This window comes from Sphingomonas vulcanisoli, from assembly GCF_011761305.1.
Lineage (GTDB): Bacteria > Pseudomonadota > Alphaproteobacteria > Sphingomonadales > Sphingomonadaceae > Sphingomonas_I > Sphingomonas_I vulcanisoli.
In genome coordinates this window covers 71705-92210 of sequence record NZ_JAAOZC010000012.1, presented here as the reverse complement: position 1 = coordinate 92210, position 20506 = coordinate 71705, and the positions used below count along the sequence as shown (strand labels likewise).

The window sequence follows — 20506 nt, the reverse complement described above, 5'->3', positions numbered from 1 at the left end:
GCCGGTTCAAGTCCGACTTCCTCATCAACCTCGGATACGGCGATGAGAGCAAACTCACCCCACGCGCTCCCCGCCTCGCCTTCGAACAGGCATGCACCATACTGTGAAGGAAGCATAGCATGAGCCGCAAGGTCATCCTCACCATCGCTCCCACCGGCGGGATGGCGAGCAAGGCGCAGAATCCGCATTTGCCGACCCAGCCCGACGAAATCGCGCGCGACGTCTACGAATGTTACAAGGCCGGCGCGAGCGTCGTCGCGATCCATGCCCGCCGGCCTGACGACGGCGCGACCTGCGACCCGGTGATCTATCGTGACATCAACCGCCGCATCCGCGACCAATGCGATATCGTCATTAACAATTCGACCGGTGGCGGCGTCAACGGCGACATGGTCGCGCAGGGTTCGAACGGCTATTGGGAAATCTTGTGGGAGGAGCGGCTCAAGGGTCTCGAGGCCGGAGCCGAGATGTGCACCCTGGATGCGACCACGATCATCGCCAGCTTCGAGGGGCGAGAGCTGCTGATGCACACCTCGCCCGAGCGATCGCGCGAACTGGCAACCAAGATGCAGGAACGCGGGATCAAGCCGGAATGGGAAGTGTTCGCGCACAGCCATATCACGCAGGATGTCACCACGCTGACGGCCGAGGGGCTGGATAAGGCACCCTATTTCGTCAACATTGTGCTCGGCACGCATCGCGCTTTCCAGAACGCCATGGCCTATTCGCCGCGCACACTGCAGCAGATGGTTGACCTATTGCCGAAGGACGCGATCTTCGGCGTCAGCGGTATCGGCCCGGCGCAGCTGCCGTGCATTCCGAATGCGCTGCTGCTCGGAGGCCATATCCGTGTCGGCCTGGAAGACAACCTCTATTACAGCCACGGCGAGTTGGCGACGAACCTGCAACTGACAGAGCGCGCCGTGCGCATTTGCACCGAGCTTGGTTACGAGCTCGCCACCCCCAGTGAAGCGCGGGAGATCATGGGCCTGAAGCCGCTCCAATGACGGGCGCCGTGGCCCAATAATGGGAGGTGCGGCCCGCGCGCAACACCGCAAGCTTGTCGTCTACAACTATTGACCGTGCCACTAAATAGCGTCACTAGGACGCGGCGAGCCTGGATAACGGGCCGCTCAACGTAGTGGGAGGGTGAAATGGCCGATCGGTTCGATATGTCGTATAGTCGCGTTGCAAAGCGGTCCTCGCTGGCGATCTGGCTTTTGACGGGCACGATGATGGTCTCGCTCGGCACGCCGGCCCTGGCTCAGGACGCAGCCCAAAGCGCGCCGCAGACGGCGACCGACAAGGCAGCTCCGGAAAATGGCCAGCCCGCACTCGCGGATATCATCGTCACGGCGCAAAAGCGCTCCCAGAACCTGCAGGACGTGCCGATCTCGATCTCCGTCGTCAGCGGCGCGGCGATCGCCGACCAGAATTACCGCAGCCTGCAGGATCTGTCGCACTCGCAGCCGGCGTTCAGCGTCGCGCCGGTCGGCCGCGGCGCGCGCGTATCGCTGCGCGGCGTTTCCTCAGGCACGAACTCATCACTCGACCAGTCGGTCGTGACCTTTGTCAATGACGTCTACCACGGGAAGGCGCGTTCGTCGGGCGCGCTGCTGCTCGATATCGACCGCGTCGAGCTGCTCAAGGGTCCGCAGACCACCTTCTTCGGCAACAATGCGATCGCCGGCGCGATCAACATCCAGACCGCCCGCCCGCGCCAAGACTTTGAAGGCAGCGTTCGCGCGCTTTATGGCCAGCAGGGCGAATATGCCGGCGAAGCGATCGTCAACACGCCGGTGAGCAGCACGCTGGCATTGCGCGGGGCGGTTCTGTTCAATGGCCTGAATGGATACATCACGGATCGTACCGGCGGCGTCAAAGTGCCGCATGAGCGCAATGTCGCGGGACGGCTTTCGGCGCTGTGGAAGCCGACCAGCAACTTCACTCTGTTCCTCACCGCGGAAGCGACCCGCAACCGCGAGAAGGGCGGTCCGGGCCAGCAGATCGTCAATTGTCCGCCGCCGGTGCCGTTCCGCGCCTTCCCTGCGACGAACCAGCCGCCTATTTCTTGCCCGGCGATCGCCGCCGGGGGCTATGACGCCCAACTCAACTATGTCCGCGATCAGACGCCTGGACAGGCGCTAAACCTCGATACACAGGATTATCAGGCGAACGCTGCGCTCGATCTCGGCTGGGCGACGCTAACCTCGGAAACCGGCTTCAGCCATTTTTCCTTCGTGAATATCCAGGATGTCGATGGCGCGCCCGCACCCTCGTTTGGCCTGCGTGCGCCTCAGCACTATAATCAGTTCAGCCAGGAACTGCGCATCGCCTCGAATGATGCCAAGGCGCCGCTGTCGTACATCGCCGGTGCTTATTTTCAGACGTCCAGGTTCCACGACGTCACCGAATTGGCCTACTCCTTCCTGACGCCGGTACTCGCTACCATTCCACCCTTTGCCGGATTGCCCACCCCGCTCGGCCAGGTCACCGACTCGTCCCAGAATGAACGGACGCTCTCGGCCTTTGCCAGCGTGACATGGCGGCCGATCGAACCGCTCTCGCTCACGGCGGGCGCCCGGTACACATCGGTCAGAAAGCATATGCTCCAGGCCGTCTATTACGGTCAGGCTGCGAACGGCTTCGGCAATATCACGCCCTATACTGGCGCCAACGCCGCAGCGGCGGGCGCCGCTGCTACGGCCCTCGCGCTTGGGGCGCCGGTCAATCGCGATCTTCGTCGCACCGATGACAAATTCACGCCGACGGTGAACGCTGAATATAAGCTGGCGCGCAACATCAACGTCTATGCCTCCTTCTCAAAGGGCTTCAAGGCGGGCGGCTTCAACGGCACGCTGGTGGTGGCGCCCCCGTCGGGCATCGGTTTCGACCCGGAGACTGTGACCGCTTATGAAGTCGGATTCCGGAGCGAGCTGTTCGATCGTCGCTTGCTGTTCAATGTCAGCGCGTTCCATAGCGCCTACAATAATCTTCAGGTTTCGGTTTTTGTCCCGAGCAGCGCGGGCACACCGCTCTCCGTGGTGCAAAACGCGGCTTCTTCGATATCGCGCGGCATCGAATTGGAGAGCAAGCTGGCGCTTACCCGGTCGCTCTCGGTCGGTACGGCGATGACCTTCCTCGATTCGCACTTCAAGAGTTTCCCCGCTGCATCGCCGACGGCGTTCCAGAAGGTGTCGGGTGCGACCTCGCAGGATCTATCGGGCCAGCCCACTGCCTTTGCGCCCAAATTCGCTGCGAGTTTCTACGCGGAGTTCAAGCATCCCATTACGGATGCTCTCACCCTCGCGTTCGACGCCAGCCTGCTTCATCAGTCCAAATATTTTACGACGGATCAGGACGATTCCGGTTTCCCGGGCTACGTCGGTCTCGCTCAGAAGGCCTATGAAAAGCTGGATCTGCGGGCAGCCTTGTCGACAGCGGACGACCATTGGGAGATCGCTGTGATCGCCAAGAACGTCACCAACGCACTGATCATTACCAGCGCAACCGACTCAGCGAATCCGGGGTCGTATTTTGTCAATGTCGACCGTCCGCGCAGCGTCGTCGGGCAGATCCGCTACAAGTGGTAATGGTACAAGACGGGCGATGGTAAGCCGGTTGGTGAGCTATCGGGACGTCGTAATTTTTGCTGTGTCGGTGAGAAACCCCGTCAGCCGGTGGCTTGGCGGGGCTTTCTCTCGTGCCGGAGGTGCACGCGAATGCCGGGAAAACACTGCAAAGCGCGACACACCCCGAGGCAGACGTACTTGGGGATAGCTGCAGTCCGGCTCAATCAGCGACCTCTGCGGATCTGCGATGGAGTTGCCTTGCGCATTGCCGTTGAGACACAGCGGCCCCACGGCTCCTTAGAGCATTCGCGCATGATCCTGCCTGCCGTCCTTTCTTGGACACGAAATACGGTGGCAGACCAACATACCGATGTCGCGCCAGCCTTTGTCAGCGCGAACATAAGCGCTGGCTGAAGACATTGTTGCTGCCGCGAGCTATAATGGTGGGGAACTGCGAGCCTTAATAGGTCTATTATGACCGGTTGGTTGCGTGCCTAACTTGGCAATTACGTGGCAACATGTAACGCTGCGTAATATAGAGCAAAATGGCGCGGTATAAGAGCCGAAGTCATTATCCTTCTGTGGCGCCATCGTGCCGCTGTTGATCGTAATGCTCGTGCCCGCTCGCTGCTCATTCCAGTCGTGATCGCGGTCGCGCTAGGGTGTCTGGCTGCTCTTGGCGCAATCGGCGCCGCAGCCGGACGGGCCCCGGTCGGCCGTGCGATCGGGCGGGTGGTGTTGTTTGGTGGGCTGGCGCTTGGTGTTACTGTCGCGATTGGGCGGCTGCTCGGTATGGCGATCGGTTAGACAAAACTGTCTTTAGACGGCGCGCGCCACGCATGCAGACGCGGCTTCACGACCGTGGGGCATCGGCAATCTGCGTTCGAAGTTCGGGTGATGCGACGACATGACGGAGGCGGAAGCAGTCCTCCCTGTTGGTACGGAGCACGGCAGAACGAGCGTGAAGATCGTTTTAGGATGGCATTTTGCTGTCAGCGGGATTGCTTGCGCTTTTTCGGTGCTTGCCCTGTTTGATCCGTCCTGAAGGCTGGCTTAGATGTGTCGGGTATGAATGCTATGCGTCCCTTGCACGAGTGATCGGGAGTCTTGCCGATCTCGCGCGCGCAGCCGGCACGTCGGTGTCGACCGCGTCGCGTGCGCTGTCCGGGCATTCGTCGGTCAACGAACAGACGCGGGCACGCATCCGCTCGCTGGCCGATCAACATGGCTTTCAACCCAATCAACTCGCGCGCAACCTCAGATTGCGCCGCACGCATGCGATCGGCCTGATCCTTCCGCTTGGTCACGAGACAGGGCAGCATCTGTCCGACCCCTTTTTCTTGTCCCTGCTAGGCCATCTCGCCGACGGGTTGACAGAGCGTGGCTACGATCTGCTGTTATCGCGGATCATCCCCATGACGGCGGACTGGCTGGATCGCCTCGTCGATTCCGGGCGTACTGACGGTGTGATCCTGATTGGCCAATCCGATCAGCAGGAAACGATCGAGCGTGTTGCCCACCGCTACGCGCCACTGGTGGTTTGGGGGGCTGGGAGGCCCGATCAACGGCAGTTGACGGTAGGGTCCGACAATATGGGCGGAGGGAGCGCCGCCGCGCGCCACTTGATCGCGATCGGACGCCGTCGGTTGCTATATCTCGGCAACATCGCGGCGCCTGAATTCATGCAGCGCTACGAGGGCTTTCGGCAGGCAGTCGCCGGGGCGGGGCGGGGCGTGACCGGTACGGCGCTTGAACTCCATATGACGCCCGACGCCGCTTATTCGGCAATCACCGCCTATCTCGACACCCATCCAGCGCCCGATGGGATTTTTGCTGGATCTGACGTGGTGGCGATGAGCGCGTTGCGGGCGCTTACCGAACGGGGGCTGACCGTGCCGCATGACGTGGCAATCGTGGGTTATGACGATGTATCGCTGGCCGCGCATACGATCCCCGGGTTGACCACCATTCGGCAGGATCTGGTTGCCGGTGCCGCCGCCCTGATCGACATCCTGTTCAAGCGCATCGCCGGAGAGACTGCTGCCTCGGTGATGCTAAAGCCCGAATTGATTGTTCGCGGCTCCACAGTCGCCTGAAGACCTCAGGGCAATTTCGCGCCACGCGGTTGCCCTGAAATACGCATCGTCGCCGCTGCTGCCGCCAGCATCAGCATGCCACTCAGACACAGCACATGGCGCGGGTCGCCGCCCAAAATCCGATTGTACAACAACGGCATGGTCAGGCTCTCGATCAGCATCGGCACGACGATGAACATATTGAAGATGCCCATATAAACTCCGGTTCGTTCCGGCGGAATCGAATCAACCAGCATGACGTAGGGATTGCCCATCAGGCTTGCCCAGCCGATGCCGATGCCGATCATCGGCACAAAGAGGAGCGCCTTCGTTTCGATGCCGGGAATAATAAGCATCGCCGCACCCGCCGCGACCATACAAAAAGCGTGCACTGCGCGGGCGCCGCACCGTCGGGTGATCGGCACCATGATAAAGGCTGCACCGAAGGCCACGAAATTGTAGAACCCGCCGAGCTGCCCGGTCGCGAGAGCGGCGTCGCGAAAACCCGGCGAGGAGGGATCGGCGGTGTTGTGGAGCGTGCGGGCGACCGCAAAGGTTATGAACTGCCAATAACAGAACATAGCATACCACTGACACAGCATCGCCAGCGCAAGCTGACGCATCGTCGGCGGCATTTCGATGAAGGCGCTGCAGATGTCATCGATTGTACCGCGTAGCGACAGCGGTGTGCGACGCATCTTGGCGATCTGCTCCTGGCTGGGGGGTAATTCGCGCACTGATAGCGCCGACCATAATATTGTCGTCAGCGACAGCACCGCGCCGATGAGGAACGCGGCGCGGGTGATGTTCGGAACATGGTTCGCGTCGACTGCATTTGCATCCATTCCCCAGAAGACGAGGATTGACGGCGCAAGATAGGCCAGGGTCTGGGCAAGGCCGGTGAAGGCGCTTTGCGTGAGAAAGCCGATCGGCCGCTGGCTGGCGTTCAACCGATCGCCGACATAAGCGCGATAGGGCTCCATGGTAATGTTGTTCGCGGCATCCAGTATCCAGAGCAGCGTCGCTGCAATCCATAGGGTTCGGCTGTAGGGCATCGCCAATAGTCCGAGGCTGCATATTACCGCACCGACGAGAAAATACGGCGTCCGCCGCCCGAGGCGACTGATCGTCCTATCGCTGAGCGCCCCCACCAGCGGCTGGACGATAAGACCCGTCATCGGGCCGGCAAGCCACAGTAACGGCATCGCGGCTTCGCTGGCGCCCAGATAGCTGTAGATCGGGCCCATATTGCTTTGCTGCAGGCCGAAACTGAACTGGAGACCGAAAAAACCAATATTCATCTGCACGATGCTGAGGAGCGACAGCTTGGACTGCCCGAAGCCCATGCTGGGGCGGACGGACGAGCGTTCGCCCGCGATGCGCCGTTCTTGCCCTGCAACGCCATCCATCGAACTCTCCCTCATTTTTCTAAAACGACTTACACCGCAGAAATTGTTTTCACAATCGATTGCGATTTGCCTTGCAATCGATTGTGAAAGATACAATCATGCTCGCCAAGCCGTCACAGACACGGCTGCACCAGGGAGAGTGACATGAGATCGATGTATCGCTTGTTTGTTGGCGTCGCCGGGATGGCGTTGACCTCGCAAGCCGGTTTTGCGCAGAAATCGCCAGCCGTTGTTTCACAATCTGATACGGTAGCCGGTGCGCCGGACGATGGCGGTGAACTCGTTGTTACCGGCACGGCGCGTCCCGAGCGGCGCCTATCCACGAGCATTTCGGTCAGTGCTGTGGATGCGCCCGCAATTTCGAGGCTCTCCCCGATGGGCAGCGCCGATCTGCTCCGAAACATTCCAGGCCTGCGCGCCGAATCGTCGGGCGGCGAAAGCAATGCCAATATTGCCGTGCGCGGTCTGCCGGCGGCGAGTGGCGGCGGCAAGTTCGTTCAATTCCAGGAAGACGGCTTGCCGGTGCTGGATTTCGGTGACATCGCCTTTGCTACCGCCGACACTTTTGTGCGTCCTGATTACAACATCTCGCGCGTGGAAGTCGTGCGCGGTGGATCGGCCTCCACCTTCACCAGCAATGCGCCGGGTGCGATCATCAACTTCATCAGCAAGACAGGCGAGGTTGCGGGTGGGTCGATCGGGCTCACCAAGGGTATCGACTTCAACCGGACACGGATCGATGCCGATTATGGCGCGCCGATCGGCGACGATTGGCGCTTCCATGTCGGCGGGTTCTACCGCGTCGGTGACGGGGTCAGGGATGCCGGCTATACGTCTGAACGCGGTGGCCAGATCAAGGGCAATGTTACGCGTAAGTTCGCCAACGGATTCATCCGCCTCAGCTTCAAATATCTGGACGACCGCTCGCCGATCTACATACCTACGCCGGTCCGCATCACCGGCACCAATTCCGATCCCACCTACAGCTCGTTTCCCAATTTCAACATCCTGTCGGGCACGGCCTTGTCGCAATATTTCCGCTCGGACGTTTCGATCGGGCATGACGGCAACCGTATCGCATCCGACATCGCCGATGGCTATCGCATCAAGACACGCGGCGGAGGTGCGGAGTTTTCGTTCAACCTCGGCGGCGGCTGGAATCTCGACGACAAGTTCAATGTCGCAAGCAATGCCGGCAGCGCCGACACGTCCTATCCGGGCAGTGTCGCGCCTCTTACGACCTACGCCACCCAGATCGGCGGGACAGGGGCAACGCTGCGTTATGCCAATGGGCCGAGCGCGGGGCAGGCCATCGCCAATCCGGCAGCCCTCAACGGCAACGGCTTGGGCATAAACGCGCTGACCTTCGGCGTCACGCTCAATGATTTCACCAACGCCACCAACATCCTTACGCTGGCCCGCGATTTCACCACCGGGATCGGCACTGGCACAGTCACGTTCGGCTATTTCAAATCCTATCAGAAAGTGAATATGGATTGGCACTGGAATAGCTATCTCCAGGAAGTAAAGGGTAAGGACGCCGCGCTGATCGACGTCTACAATGTCGCAGGGCAGGCAGTGACGCAGAATGGCCTGATCGCTTATGGTGAGCCGGTGTTCGGTAATTGTTGCCAGCGTTACTATGATGTCGATTATAATATCGATGCGCCGTATCTAGCCGTAACATTCAAGACCGGCGCGCTGAATCTCGATGGCAGCGTCCGGTTCAATAGCTCTAAAGCGAGCGGCTTCTATGCCGGCAACACCGGGCTCAGCACGATCGACGTCAATCAGGACGGAATCATTCAGACTCCCGAGCGCAGCGTACCTGTCGTCAATCTCGCGGCATCGCAGCCGGTCAACTACCGCAAGAATTATTTCACCTATTCGGTCGGCGCCAATTACGAGCTGATGCGCGATCTCGCCGTGTTCGCCCGCGTCAGCCGGGGTGCGCGCTTCAATGCCGATCGCATTCTCTTCGGCGGCGGCGTGCGAAGCGACGGCAGCGTCGCAGATGCGGTGGCGGTGAACTATGTCAACCAGCAGGAAGCGGGCATCAAATTCCGCAAGGGCAGCTTTTACACCAACCTAACCGCCTTCCGAGCGACCACGGCGGAATCGAATGAGATCGTCATCCCGCAGCAGGCGATCATCAACAACACCTACCGCTCCTACGGAGTGGAGTTCGAGGGCGGCATCGATCGCGGCATCTTCCATCTCGTTGCCGGTGCGACCTATACCCATGCGCGGATCGTCAACAGCCAGGTTAGCCCTGCGCTGAACGGCAACATCCCCTATCGGCAGGCCGCGCTGATCTTCCAGGCCACGCCTTCGATCAGCACCGATCGGTTCGCCGTTGGCACGAACATCACCGGCACCACTTCGTCTTATGCTTCTGATCTGAACATGCTGAAGATGCCGGGCTATGTTCTGACCAACGCCTTCGCCTACTACAATCTGACGTCGGCGATCAGGGTGTCGGTAAATGCGCAGAATCTGTTCAACGTTATCGCCATCACCGAAGTCGGCCAGGGACCGGATGTCGTGCCCGCAAACGGAATCGATACCGCGCGCGCCTTTCCGGGGCGCAATGTGAGCGCCAGCATCGCTCTGCGCTTCTGATGGACGGGCGGCATGTTCGGGCGGCCCTGTTGGCCATCATGATGACGGGAGCCCTGGCGGTGGAGGCCACGGCGGCGGCGGGACAGACCTATACCGTGCCGCCCAGGCCGCTGCCCGTGCCGCCGACCGCCAGCCCCGAACTGCGGGCGCTGATCGCCGGACCGCTCAATCCCGGCTGGAGCCAGCAGCCGGCCTCGGCGGAAGCGTGGCGGACGCTCGTGCGCACCTTTGCCGCCGATGTCGAACTGGTCCTGCCGGCCTTGATCGCGCGGGAAAAGGTAAAGGTCCGCGCGGATCGGATCGGCGGCGTCCCGGTCTTCTGGATCGAGCCCGACGTCCTGCCGCCTGAAAATCGCGACCGCATCCTGCTCAACTTCCATGGCGGCGCCTATGTCTTCGCGCCGGGCCGGTCGGGCCTGCGCGATGCGATTTTGCTGGCGGGGCGCGGATTTCGCGTGGTTAGCGTCGACTATCGCATGGCCCCCGACGCGCCCTATCCCGCCGCGATCGACGATGCAGAGACGGTTTGGAAAGCGCTCGTCGCGCGGCATCCCGCGAAACGGATCGGCGTGTTCGGATCCTCTACCGGCGGCGCGATGACGCTGGCGCTGGTCGTTCGCGCCAAGGCGCATCATCTACCGCTTCCAGGGGCTTTATGGGCGGGAACACCCTGGGCGCAGCTCGACAAGGTCGGCGACAGCTATTTCAGCAACGACCATGTCGATAATGCTTTGGTATCCTATGACGGGCTGCTCGGCGCGGCGGCACGGCTTTACGCCAACGGGCATGACATGGCGGATCCGGAACTCTCGCCCGTCAACGCCGACTTAAGCGGTTTTCCGCCGACATTGCTGACCACAGGCACGCGCGATCTTTTCCTGTCGAACACCATCCGGGTGCATCGCAAGCTCAAGCAGGCGGGGGTTTTAGCCGACCTGAACGTCTACGAAGGCCTGTCGCACGGCGATTTCGAGCGCGACCCGGATCTGCCGGAATCGCGTGAAGTCTATGGCGAGGCGGCTGCTTTCTTTCGTCACGCGCTGGCTCGATGACGGACCGGTCTGGATCGCTGCTCGAGCTGCTGGAGCCGCTTTACCACGATCACCCCGCTTGGTTGGAGGAAAGAAGAGCGATCGCGCGCATGATCGATGATGCCGCGTCGACCCGATCCTCCATTCTGCGCGCGATCGATGCGGAGCGCGCACGTCAACCGGCCTGGTTCGGCGCGCCGGACATGATCGGCTACAGTTTCTACGTCGACCGGTTCGCCGGCGATCTGGCGGGGTTACGTGACCGACTGCCCTGGCTGGAGCAACTCGGCGTCCGGCTGCTGCATCCATTGCCGATGACACGCAGCCAAGCGGAGGACAGCGATGGCGGTTTCGCGGTCGCCGATTATCGGGCGATCGAGCCGGCACTCGGCTCGCTCGAAGATATTCGCGTTCTGGCGGCCGACCTGCACCATCGCGGCATGGCCCTCGCGATAGACTGCGTCTTGAACCACTCTGCGCGCGATCACGCTTGGGCGCAGGCTGCACTGGCCGGCGACAAGGAAAAGCGCGCCTATTACCGCATAGTCGACAGCGAAGGAGAAGTTGCCGCCTGGGAAGCTGATCTGGACGATATATTCCCCGACACTGCACCCGGCAATTTTACCCATGAACCGCGCCTCGGAGGATGGGTATGGACCAGCTTCTATCCCTTTCAGTGGGATCTCAATTGGTCAAACCCAGCGGTGTTCCGCGAAATGCTGGGCGTGCTGCTTTTCTGGGCGAATATCGGTGTCGATATCTTCCGGCTGGATAGCGCGCCCTATCTCTGGAAACGGCGCGGCACCGCATCGCGCAATCTGCCCGAGACACATGCCCTGGTCGCAGCGCTGCGCGCCGGGCTCGACGCAGTCGCGCCCGGCGTCGCCCTTTTGGCTGAGGCGATCGAGCGGACCGCCGATATTCTTCCCTATATCGAACCGGTGACTGGCACGCGAGCGGCACAGCTCGCATATCACAACGGAGTGATGGCGGCATTATGGGTTGCGTTGGCAACCGGCGATGGGCGCATCGTCGGCGACTTGGTGCGCGACACTGCACTGCTGTGGCCCGACACCGCATGGCTCCATTACCTGCGCTGCCATGACGACATCATTTGGTCGGCACTGAATGGGCAGGTCAAACCGGACGAACTCGATCGCATTTCGGATTTTTACGCTGGCGCGGGAGGATTTGCCGACGGCCGGCGGTTCCAGGCGCGTTCCGGAGCAGCCCCCAGCACGGTCGGCATGCTCGCCTCACTCGTCGGAACAGAGGGCCCCGCGGCGGTCGGCCGTTACCGGCTGTTATTGGCCACGATGCTTGCCCTGCCGGGCATGCCGATGCTGTACATGGGTGACGAGATCGGCTTGCCCAACCGCGCCGACACCAGCGGTCTTAAAGATGCACGTTGGCTGCATCGCCCTTGGATGGACTGGGATCGCGCGGATGCCGCAGCCGTCGGCAACGGTCCTGGGGCTGACTGGCTGGCTTTGACCCGTCGCCTGATCGCTGTGCGCAGCCGTTTTCCCGCGCTCGATGCAAAGGCGCTGACGGCCGTTCAGAACGATACTGTAGGGCTGCTCGTCGTCGAACGCGGCACAGGAGGCGAAACGGTATTGCTGGTCGCAAATTTCGGTGACGCAGCACAGGCTTTCCCGCGTGCCGGAGACTGGATCGACGCGATCGACGATAGGCCGATCGGGGTCACGATTGCCGGGGGGACGGTGGTCTGGGCGGTGCGCGATGTCTGAGGCACTGGTTGCCGGACTGGAATTGGGCGGCACCAAATGCTTAGCGCTGCTTGGTCGAGGGCAGGTCATCTGCGATCGTATCGTGGTTCCGACCACCTCCCCCGCCGACACGCTGGGCCAACTGGAAACACAACTTCGATTGTGGTTCCAACATGAACCATTCGCGGCGATCGGTATCGGCAGCTTCGGGCCCCTTGCCCTCGATCGCACCCGGCCGGATTATGGCTTCATCACCAATACGCCGAAGCCCGGTTGGGCGGATACCGAAGTCGCCGGGCGGTTTGGGGCGGCCTTCGGAGTTCCTGTCGGTTTCGAGACCGACGTTACCGCTGCCGCGCTGGCCGAGCATCGCTGGGGGGCGGCGCAAGGGATGACATCCAGTGTCTACTTGACGATCGGCACCGGCATTGGCGGCGGCGCGATCGTCAACGGGCGGCCGTTACGGGGTTTTCTGCACCCGGAAATGGGCCATGTCCGCGTCCGGCGTGAGGCCGGCGACTCCTTTTCCGGCATCTGCCCATTCCATGGTGATTGTCTTGAAGGCCTAGCCTCTGGTCCCGCGATCGCCGCGCGATCCGGTCGCCGAGCTCAAGATATTCCGAGCGATGATCCCGTATGGCGCCCTGTGGCCGGAGCGCTCGCCGAGATCGTCGCAATGCTGATCCTGACCCTTTCGCCAGAGCGCATCGCAATCGGCGGGGGTGTCGGGTGCGGCCAGCCGCACTTGCTGTCCCTGATCCGCGCCCGCGTTGCGACAATGCTGGCTGACTACGTCGCCGATATGGACATCAACGCGCTTGAACGGATAATCGATACGCCCTGCCTTGCCGATCAGGCTGGCCCGCTCGGCACCCTGGCGCTGGCGCTGGCGGCAATTGAGGAGACGGCTGGCGCGGGATAATCGGGACGTATCCGCGGCCATACGCGCTTCTTTTGCGTCGCAAGCGCCCCCGGATGCGCTGATTGCCGCGCCGGGTTGCGCGGTCAGATCATCGCTTGTTGCGCCTCGCTCAGCCAAGAACGGTCGCAAATCCAAGCCTTCACCAAATGCCTGGAACACGCCGCGCTCGCATCGCCAATTGAGTAAACATTCCACCACTTGGTTGATCGGTCGACGGGCTATTTCGAAAGCTGAGGTAATCGCGCGCCGGAAAGCACGTGATTCCATTCTTTGAGATGCATGGTTTGGCGCGCGCGAGACGGGTCGTTATGATATCTGCTTGCAACTGGCCGCCTGGGTACGGGGCGGCCAACCGGCCAGATACTATCTACCGTTCGTATTCGCGGTGGGCACTTCCGCAGCATGTCGAAGAGCATGTCGGCAACGAATTTGGGAGACGATTTGCCATGTTGAGCCTTGTCCTCGCCAGTCAAACGCGCCGTCTCTTTATCGCGACAAGCGCGACTGGCTGAGATTGTATGAGAGCCAACTGAGCGAGGGCATCCCTGCGCCGCGGGAACTGACGGCGGAAACGGATGACGTGCTTGACGACCATCTCACGCGCATAAAACACGCCCATGCGGCGCTGCGCGATCACCTTGGATCCGTCAGACCTGATACCTTGGTTGTTATCGGGTATGATGGTGTGATGTTCAATCGCGTCCAGGTGCCCCAGTTTTGCACCTATACCGGAGCCGAGATGACCGGATCCTCCGCGATCGCGGCGCTTGGCGAGGCGGTTGAGGATCACAAGTGTGAATCGGCCTGCAATGTTGAACCTGTTCGGGGGTGATCGGCGTGCAACTTTGACCCCCTGAACGGATGCGGTTCACGACCGGCGCGTTTGCGCGAGGTCGTTTGGGGGGATGTTGGTCGTGGAGACGGTGGCGCGGCGGCGGACCTGGATCGGTTGTTGGAGGCGGACGAGGGCACGGTCATTGACGGTAAGTACAGTGGGGATTGGCTTGCCTGGGCAGATGCCAGCATCGAGCGCCGCCTGAAGGCCGATTTAGATCCGGCTGTCTTTTTCCAATCCGTCGCCGAGATCACGAGCTACTCGTATCGAGACTGATAATGGCTCGATCGGGGCGCCCGACGCCCAGCCCAGTTCTTGCGAAAGATGATGCGTTTGCTACTGTGTCTTCCGGCGAGAAGGCGGTGAGAATCGTACTTTGAAATCCGCTCGTTAGAGAGCCAATAGGTTTCCTTTTCTGGGATTAACTAGGCGCTGCCGATCGGCCGCCGAAATTGGATTTCAGTACCTTGGCGCCGCTGCGCAAGTAATCAAGCTCGTCCGACCAGAACTGCATCATTGTAACCCGCTCGTCCCAATATTCGCCATGCGTGTAGGCTCGCCGGACCCCGTCGTTTTCCATGTGGGCAAGCTGCCGCTCGATCGCGTCGGGGTTGAACCGGCTGCACTCGTTAAGAAGCGTTGCCGCCATGGCTCGAAAACCATGCGCCGTCATTTTCTCTTGCCCGAAGCCCAACGCCCGGAGCGCGGCATTGACCGTGTTCTCCGACATGGGGCGGCGATCGGTGCGGAATGAGGGGAAGCAATAGCGGCCCGTGCCGGTCAGTTCCCAAAGCTCCTCGAACATGGCTACGGCCTGCTTCGAGAGTGGTACGCGATGCGGCCGCCGCATCTTCATCTTGTCGGCCGGAATGTCCCAGATCGACCGGTCGAAGTCGAACTCGGCCCATTCGGCCTGTCGTAGCTCGCTCGGGCGCACGAAGAGATGGGCGGAGAGACGCAGCGCATAGAGCGTGATGGCGTGGCCGGTGTATCCCTCGATCGCCCGCATGAGGTCGCCGGCCCGGTTGGCAGTCGTGATCGCCGCAAGGTGCTTCGGCTTGGGGACAGTGAGCGCGCCACGCAGGTCGCCGGTCGGATCACGCTCGGCCCGGGTGGTGGCGACGGCATAGCGGAAGATGCGACCCAGCACGCTGCGCATCCGTCGCGCGCTCTCGTAGCGTCCGGTCGCTTCCACCGCGCGGAGGACCGTTAGCACCTCGTGCGTGGTGATCTTGGCAATCGGCCGGTTGCCGATCTTGGGATAAGCCTTGTCGAGAAGCCAACGGATCTTGGCGAGCGTGATCTCGGCCATGTCCTCGCGTTCGTTCTTCGCGATCCACTCCTTCGCGACCGCCTTGAACGTGTCATTTCTCCTCGACGCGCGCTTTCGCTGCCGCGACCTTCTGCTCGTGCGAGGGATCAAGACCTGCGGTGATCAATCGGCGCGCCGCGTCGCCCTTGCCGCGCGCGTCAGCCAGCCCGACATCGGGGCAGGCGCCGAACGCCAGCGTGCGATTCTTGCCATGATGCTTGTAGTTGAAGCGCCAAAGCTTTGAGCCGTTGGGCCGCACGAGCAGGTAAAGCCCGGCTCCGTCGCTGAGCTTATAGTCTTTCCCGCCCGGTTTGGCGTTCGCTACGGTCGTGGCAAAGAGCGTGCCCATGGAAGGTCCAGCCTCCGAAGAGAGGCGGTTTCGATACCTTCCAGGATACCCTCAGAATACCCGATTGGTGCCGGACCGGCCCGGATTTGACCGGACGGTTATATCAGGAAAATCGGGGAATATCAGCTCTTTCCGGGACGTCGTCGGACGTCACCGGAAGAGCTTCTGGTGCCAGAAGAGGAAACCTATCGGCTCTCTAACGAGCGGATTTCAAAGCGCGATTTTCACCGCCTTCTCGCTGGGATACACATTAGCGGACACAAAGGTCGTCGCAACCCATAGAATTCCAAGCGAAAAAGCGAAAAACCTTCGGAAACTCTTTCGAGGACCGTACCGGTTTGCCAATTCTGGCTAAGAACCTGATAACAAGCAAAAGTTCTCTTTTGCCGCGACGCTTGATCGATAACGCCATCCTTTATCGATCACGACGAGGAAATGATGCCGGGCGCCGCTTCCGCGTGAGACGCTAGGAAGGCGGTCAACCGCGCGCAGAGGTCGACGATCGTACCCGGCACCGAGTTCGCGGAAAAACGCCTGCCATTGAGCAACATTGCGAGGCTCATTGCCAAAATCCTTAGTCAGCCCATCGAGCAGCTCAGCCGGGATTCGGTTTCGCGGCGGGCGAAGTCGCCCGATCGCGCTGGCCAGCCAATCCCCCTTGAACGCGAAGCTGCCGGCGAGCAGCCACAGGTTGTCACGCTTACAAGCTGCTTTCCGAGCACGGCTGATTGCAACCTTGCGTTATCGCCAAGACCGCGATGGGACGTCGTCGTCCGCGTAAGGGCTCAACTGCCTCCGGGCATAGACCAGTAAGAGCATCCGGAACACGCTCGAGGTCCGCTCGTTTCTTCGCCGAAATCTAGTCGTGACAAGTATTTATGGCGGACGGGCACTCGGCCCGAACGACTGGATGGCTGTGCGACCTTTTGAGGAAATCCAGCATGTCCGCATCGCCGATCCGCTACGCCGCCTCCGTCGAACAGCCGTCACCCGACGAGGCCAAAGCCATAGCGGGCTTGGAACAGACTTTTCAGAAGATCATGGAGACCACGGCCCGCGATTATTCCCGGGCGGTGCGTGGCGTCCATGCGAAGGGTCACGGCATCGTGCGTGGATCGCTTACGGTGTCCGATGCTCTTACCGTGGAACTGGCCCAAGGCCTGTTTGCCGGCCCCGGCACCTACGAGGCCGTTTTTCGCATCTCAACGGCGCCCGGCGACATCCTGGACGACGGAGTTAGCGCCCCGCGCGGCTTGGCCCTGAAGGTGCTCGGCGTCCCCGGCGAGCGCCTGCCCGGATCGGATGACGGCGATCAGGATTTCCTGATGGTCAACGGCCCCGTGTTCGGTGCCCCGACGCCCGCTGCATTCTTGAAGAATTTGAAGTTGCTCGCGGCCACGACGGACAAAGGCGAAGGCCTCAAAAAGGCCTGGTCTGCGACGCTGCGCGTGCTCGAGGGGGCGCTGGAGGCGGTCGGCGGCAGCTCGGTCCTGCTGTCGCAGCTCGGCGGAGCGCCCGAAGTTCACCCGCTCGGCGAGACCTATTTCTCGCAGACCCCCTACCGCTATGGCGACTATATCGCGAAATTCTCGCTCGTGCCGATTTCGACCGGGCTGACCGAAGTGACGGGTAGCAAAGTCAACGTCAGCGATCGGCCGGACGCTCTGCGCGAGGACGTGCGCGAAGTGATCGTCGAACAGGGCGGAACATGGGAGCTGCGCGTCCAGCTCTGCCGCAGCCTGGAGACCATGCCGGTCGAGGATCCCACCAAGCCCTGGGATGAGAAGGAAAGCCCCTTCCAGACCGTTGCGACACTCCGCGTCGAACCGCAGGTGACGTGGGAGCACGGCCGTAGCGATCGCGAGGAGGACAGCCTTTATTTCAGCCCCTGGCATGGCCTTGCGGCCCATCAGCCTCTCGGATCCGTCAACCGGGCCCGGCGACAGGCTTATGAATTCTCTGGCGGATTCCGGAGCCGGACCAATGGCTGCCCGATGCACCAGATCAAGCAGCTCGAGGAGCTAAACGTCGAATAAGCGTGCGCCTCGAGCCGTTTTCTCCAGGCAGTTGATCCTGATCACGGTCGCCTTGCCAGCCGCGACCGGCGATCGAACAATCCATTCGGGGCGGCGTTAAAGCGTTTCAACCATGTGATGACGCCACCGGAGCATTCACCGGGAGACGTCAATTCGAGAGGCAAGCCGTTGAATTATGCCACGCCAATCGCGCCTTTGGCGAGAACCCATCCCGTCCATGGGATCCTGAGCGCCTTTCCGCTGGCATTCTTCACCGGCGCTCTGGTGACGGACATCATTTACGTGAACTCGACCCAGATGCAGTGGGCAAACTTTTCGGCCTGGCAGATCACGTTCGGCCTCGTCGGAGGCGTGCTCGCCGCCATTGCCGGCATCGTCGATGCGATCATCCATCGCGACCGGCCGCGACGGCGCCCCTGGCCGCACAGCGCGGCGACGATCTTGATGATGGCCTTCGCGCTCGTGAATATCTTCATTCACAGCCGCGACGCCTGGACGTCGGTCATGCCGACGGGCCTGGTCTTGTCGGTGATCACGACAATTCTCGCCTTTGTCGCCTCATGGCTCGGCTATTCGCTCGAAGCACGGCAGGAGGCACGGTGATGCGCGCGGCATATCTCCTAGCCGTCGGCGCGAGTTGCCTTGCGCTCGCCGGCTGCGGCAGCAGCGGTGGGCCGACCGACGCACAGGTCGGGCCCAATCCGACCCTGCCCGCGCAAAACCAGTACCTCATGCCGCCGATGCACATCGCGACGCCCACGGCCTGGAACGGCGATGTGCCGACGGTGCCGGCAGACCTGAAGGCGACTGCGTTTGCGACCGGCTTCAAGAATGTCCGATCGGTCTATGTCCTGCCCAATGGTGATGTTCTGGCGATCGAGCCCAAGGCGCCGCAGGAGCCCATTGGCCGCCCGAAAGACATCATCGTCGGCTGGGTCCAGTCGATGGGCCACAGCAAGGTGAAGGGCGAGGACAAGATCGAACTGCTTCGCGATGCGGACGGGGATGGCAAGCCCGAGCTGCGCACCACGTTCCTCGAGCATCTGCATGCGCCATTCGGCGTCGTTCTGGTCGGCAACGACCTCTACGTCGCCAATACCGACGGCATCGTGCGCTACGCCTACCAACCGGGTGCGGCGCAGATCACCGACAAGGGCACCCTGCTGACCGAATTGCCCGGTGGCCCAATCGACCACCACTGGACCAAAAGCCTGACGGCGAGCCCGGACGGAACGAAGCTTTATGTTGGCATCGGTTCGAACAGCAACATCACCGAGAACGGCATGGAGGCCGAGAAGGACCGCGCCCGCATCTGGGAGGTTGACCGTACCACCGGCGCGCACCGCGACTATGCGACGGGCCTGCGCAATCCCAACGGGCTCACGTTCAACCCGGAGACGGGACAGCTCTGGGCGGTGATCAACGAGCGGGATGAACTTGGGCCGGATCTCGTTCCCGACTATATGACATCCGTGAAGCCGGGTGCCTTCTATGGATGGCCTTGGTCCTATTGGGGCCAGCACGAAGATCCCCGAGTGATGCCAAAGCGACCGGACATGGTCGCCAAGGCGATACCGGCCGACTACAGCCTCGGATCGCACGTCGCGCCTCTTGGAATGGCTTTCGCCAGCGCAAGAGGACTTACGCCCGCCTACACGAATGGCGCCTTTGTCGGCGAACACGGCAGCTGGGATCGGGGCCACTTCAATGGCTATCGGATCGCCTGGATTCCCTTCTCGGGCGGCCGCCCCAGCGGCAAGGCGCAGGATTTCGTCACGGGCTTCCTCGATGCGAACGGCAGGGCGCGCGGGCGACCGGTGGGGATTGCACTCGACAAGACCGGCGCCCTGCTGATCGCAGATGACCTGTCGAACACGATCTGGCGGGTGAGCCCGAAGTAAGGGACCCGCGCGCCGGCCCGAGGGTAGGGCGCGCGGCGACACTGCGAAGAGACTCTAGGTTCGCGCTGGCAGGCTCATCGGTCCACCGACCTCGATCGCTTTCTTAAGGCCCGGCGAAGCCTCCAGCCGATCTAGATAAGCGACGACGGCGGGGTAAGTGCCGAGTTGGCCTGCGTTGCGCAGCGCCGTCAGCAGGTAACTCATCTGGATGTCCGCGAGGGTAAGACGGTCGCCCATGAGATATTCGCGATCGCGCACCCGATCCGCGATGTAGGCAAGCGCCTTGGCCAGTTCCGGTCCGGTGAAACCGGCCAAACCGGTTGGCAGTCCGCCCGTCTTAGCGCCTAGCAACGTGAACATGACAGGGAGCGCCGCCGAGCTCTCGACATAATCCAGCCACTCGTCGTGGATCGCGCGATCCGGTGTGCCGGGTGCCGGAACCAGACGACCATCGCCATATTTCTGTTCGAGATAGCGCAGGATCGTGGCGGATTCCGCCAGCACCAGACCATCGTCGACAAGGATCGGCGCCTTTCCCAAGGGATGCACGGACGCCAGTTCCGGTGGTGCGCGGAAATTCTGGTCGCGCTGATAGGTCTTCAACTCATAGCCGAGCCCAAGCTCTTCCAGCAACCAAATGACGCGGGTGGATCGCAAGACGTTCAGGTGATGTAGGGTGATCATAGGTAACCTCTCGTTCGGTGTCGGATGT

At 61.7% G+C, this 20506-nt stretch carries 15 protein-coding genes and 1 pseudogene; 12 read left to right on the top strand and 4 right to left on the bottom strand.

What is annotated here, in order from left to right; all coding sequences use genetic code 11:
* Positions 1–119: 119 nt before the first annotated feature.
* From FHS31_RS15810 to FHS31_RS15800, 3 genes are all read left to right on the top strand, one after another.
* A complete protein-coding gene (locus FHS31_RS15810; RefSeq protein ID WP_167075302.1) occupies positions 120–1007 on the top strand; it encodes a beta-keto acid cleavage family enzyme in 888 nt (295 codons plus the stop codon).
* Positions 1008–1154: 147 nt separating this feature from the next.
* Complete coding sequence (locus FHS31_RS15805) at positions 1155–3593, top strand: TonB-dependent receptor (RefSeq protein ID WP_167075300.1); 2439 nt, start codon at positions 1155–1157, stop codon at positions 3591–3593.
* Between the two features lie 1073 nt (positions 3594–4666).
* The gene (locus FHS31_RS15800; RefSeq protein WP_167075298.1) at positions 4667–5668 is read left to right on the top strand and encodes a substrate-binding domain-containing protein; all 1002 of its coding nucleotides are present in this window, start codon (positions 4667–4669) and stop codon (positions 5666–5668) included.
* 5 nt (positions 5669–5673) lie between these two features.
* Here FHS31_RS15800 and FHS31_RS15795 read toward each other — a convergent pair whose 3' ends face one another.
* Positions 5674–6993 carry an MFS transporter gene (locus FHS31_RS15795; RefSeq protein ID WP_167075322.1) on the bottom strand — a complete coding sequence of 440 codons (1320 nt, stop codon included), beginning with the start codon at positions 6991–6993 and terminating at the stop codon, positions 5674–5676.
* A 216-nt stretch (positions 6994–7209) separates the two neighbouring features.
* On the opposite strand from FHS31_RS15795, the gene FHS31_RS15790 reads away from it, so the two are divergent.
* From FHS31_RS15790 to FHS31_RS15765, 6 genes are all read left to right on the top strand, one after another.
* Positions 7210–9678 (top strand): TonB-dependent siderophore receptor, encoded by a 2469-nt coding sequence (locus tag FHS31_RS15790; RefSeq protein ID WP_167075296.1) that lies wholly within the window; start codon positions 7210–7212, stop codon positions 9676–9678.
* A gap of 38 nt (positions 9679–9716) precedes the next feature.
* Positions 9717–10730: an alpha/beta hydrolase gene (locus FHS31_RS15785; protein ID WP_243843510.1), complete on the top strand. Its 1014-nt coding sequence runs from the start codon at positions 9717–9719 to the stop codon at positions 10728–10730.
* On the top strand, positions 10727–12460 hold the full coding sequence (locus FHS31_RS15780; RefSeq protein ID WP_167075292.1) for an alpha-amylase family glycosyl hydrolase: 1734 nt from the start codon (positions 10727–10729) through the stop codon (positions 12458–12460). Before FHS31_RS15785 ends, FHS31_RS15780 begins: the two co-directional genes overlap by 4 nt.
* Positions 12453–13361, top strand: a complete 909-nt coding sequence (locus FHS31_RS15775; RefSeq protein ID WP_167075291.1) for an ROK family protein — start codon at positions 12453–12455, stop codon at positions 13359–13361. Before FHS31_RS15780 ends, FHS31_RS15775 begins: the two co-directional genes overlap by 8 nt.
* Before the next feature lie 319 nt (positions 13362–13680).
* Complete coding sequence (locus FHS31_RS15770) at positions 13681–14193, top strand: hypothetical protein (RefSeq protein WP_167075289.1); 513 nt, start codon at positions 13681–13683, stop codon at positions 14191–14193.
* Positions 14194–14244: 51 nt separating this feature from the next.
* Positions 14245–14472: a hypothetical protein gene (locus FHS31_RS15765; RefSeq protein WP_167075288.1), complete on the top strand. Its 228-nt coding sequence runs from the start codon at positions 14245–14247 to the stop codon at positions 14470–14472.
* A 145-nt stretch (positions 14473–14617) separates the two neighbouring features.
* Here FHS31_RS15765 and FHS31_RS15760 read toward each other — a convergent pair.
* Both FHS31_RS15760 and FHS31_RS15755 read right to left on the bottom strand, forming a co-directional pair.
* Positions 14618–15857 (bottom strand): annotated as a pseudogene (locus FHS31_RS15760) (tyrosine-type recombinase/integrase).
* A 422-nt stretch (positions 15858–16279) separates the two neighbouring features.
* Positions 16280–16420 (bottom strand): hypothetical protein, encoded by a 141-nt coding sequence (locus FHS31_RS15755; protein WP_167075287.1) that lies wholly within the window; start codon positions 16418–16420, stop codon positions 16280–16282.
* A 315-nt stretch (positions 16421–16735) separates the two neighbouring features.
* Between FHS31_RS15755 and FHS31_RS15750 the strand changes: the two genes are divergently transcribed.
* The 3 genes from FHS31_RS15750 (at position 16736) to FHS31_RS15740 (ending at position 19794) form a co-directional block, all read left to right on the top strand.
* Positions 16736–17893 carry a catalase family protein gene (locus FHS31_RS15750; protein ID WP_341786386.1) on the top strand — a complete coding sequence of 386 codons (1158 nt, stop codon included), beginning with the start codon at positions 16736–16738 and terminating at the stop codon, positions 17891–17893.
* A gap of 168 nt (positions 17894–18061) precedes the next feature.
* A complete protein-coding gene (locus FHS31_RS15745) occupies positions 18062–18496 on the top strand; it encodes a DUF2231 domain-containing protein (RefSeq protein ID WP_243843509.1) in 435 nt (144 codons plus the stop codon).
* The gene (locus tag FHS31_RS15740; protein WP_167075286.1) at positions 18496–19794 is read left to right on the top strand and encodes a PQQ-dependent sugar dehydrogenase; all 1299 of its coding nucleotides are present in this window, start codon (positions 18496–18498) and stop codon (positions 19792–19794) included. Before FHS31_RS15745 ends, FHS31_RS15740 begins: the two co-directional genes overlap by 1 nt.
* Positions 19795–19848: 54 nt before the next feature.
* Here FHS31_RS15740 and FHS31_RS15735 read toward each other — a convergent pair whose 3' ends face one another.
* Positions 19849–20478, bottom strand: coding sequence for a glutathione S-transferase family protein (locus tag FHS31_RS15735; RefSeq protein ID WP_167075285.1), 630 nt, complete (start codon positions 20476–20478; stop codon positions 19849–19851).
* Between the last annotated feature and the right edge of the window lie 28 nt (positions 20479–20506).

Bases quoted from the DNA above. Each gene is read 5' to 3' on its own strand.
- FHS31_RS15790 (WP_167075296.1), top strand. From the start codon at position 7,210: ATGTATCGCTTGTTTGTTGGCGTCGCCGGGATGGCGTTGACCTCGCAA.
- FHS31_RS15750 (WP_341786386.1), top strand. From the start codon at position 16,736: ATGGCGGACGGGCACTCGGCCCGAACGACTGGATGGCTGTGCGACCTT.
- FHS31_RS15755 (WP_167075287.1), bottom strand. From the start codon at position 16,420: ATGAGCCTCGCAATGTTGCTCAATGGCAGGCGTTTTTCCGCGAACTCG.
- FHS31_RS15805 (WP_167075300.1), top strand. From the start codon at position 1,155: ATGGCCGATCGGTTCGATATGTCGTATAGTCGCGTTGCAAAGCGGTCC.
- FHS31_RS15735 (WP_167075285.1), bottom strand. From the start codon at position 20,478: ATGATCACCCTACATCACCTGAACGTCTTGCGATCCACCCGCGTCATT.
- FHS31_RS15775 (WP_167075291.1), top strand. From the start codon at position 12,453: ATGTCTGAGGCACTGGTTGCCGGACTGGAATTGGGCGGCACCAAATGC.
- FHS31_RS15795 (WP_167075322.1), bottom strand. From the start codon at position 6,993: ATGGGCTTCGGGCAGTCCAAGCTGTCGCTCCTCAGCATCGTGCAGATG.
- FHS31_RS15740 (WP_167075286.1), top strand. From the start codon at position 18,496: ATGCGCGCGGCATATCTCCTAGCCGTCGGCGCGAGTTGCCTTGCGCTC.
- FHS31_RS15785 (WP_243843510.1), top strand. From the start codon at position 9,717: ATGATGACGGGAGCCCTGGCGGTGGAGGCCACGGCGGCGGCGGGACAG.
- FHS31_RS15780 (WP_167075292.1), top strand. From the start codon at position 10,727: ATGACGGACCGGTCTGGATCGCTGCTCGAGCTGCTGGAGCCGCTTTAC.
- FHS31_RS15810 (WP_167075302.1), top strand. From the start codon at position 120: ATGAGCCGCAAGGTCATCCTCACCATCGCTCCCACCGGCGGGATGGCG.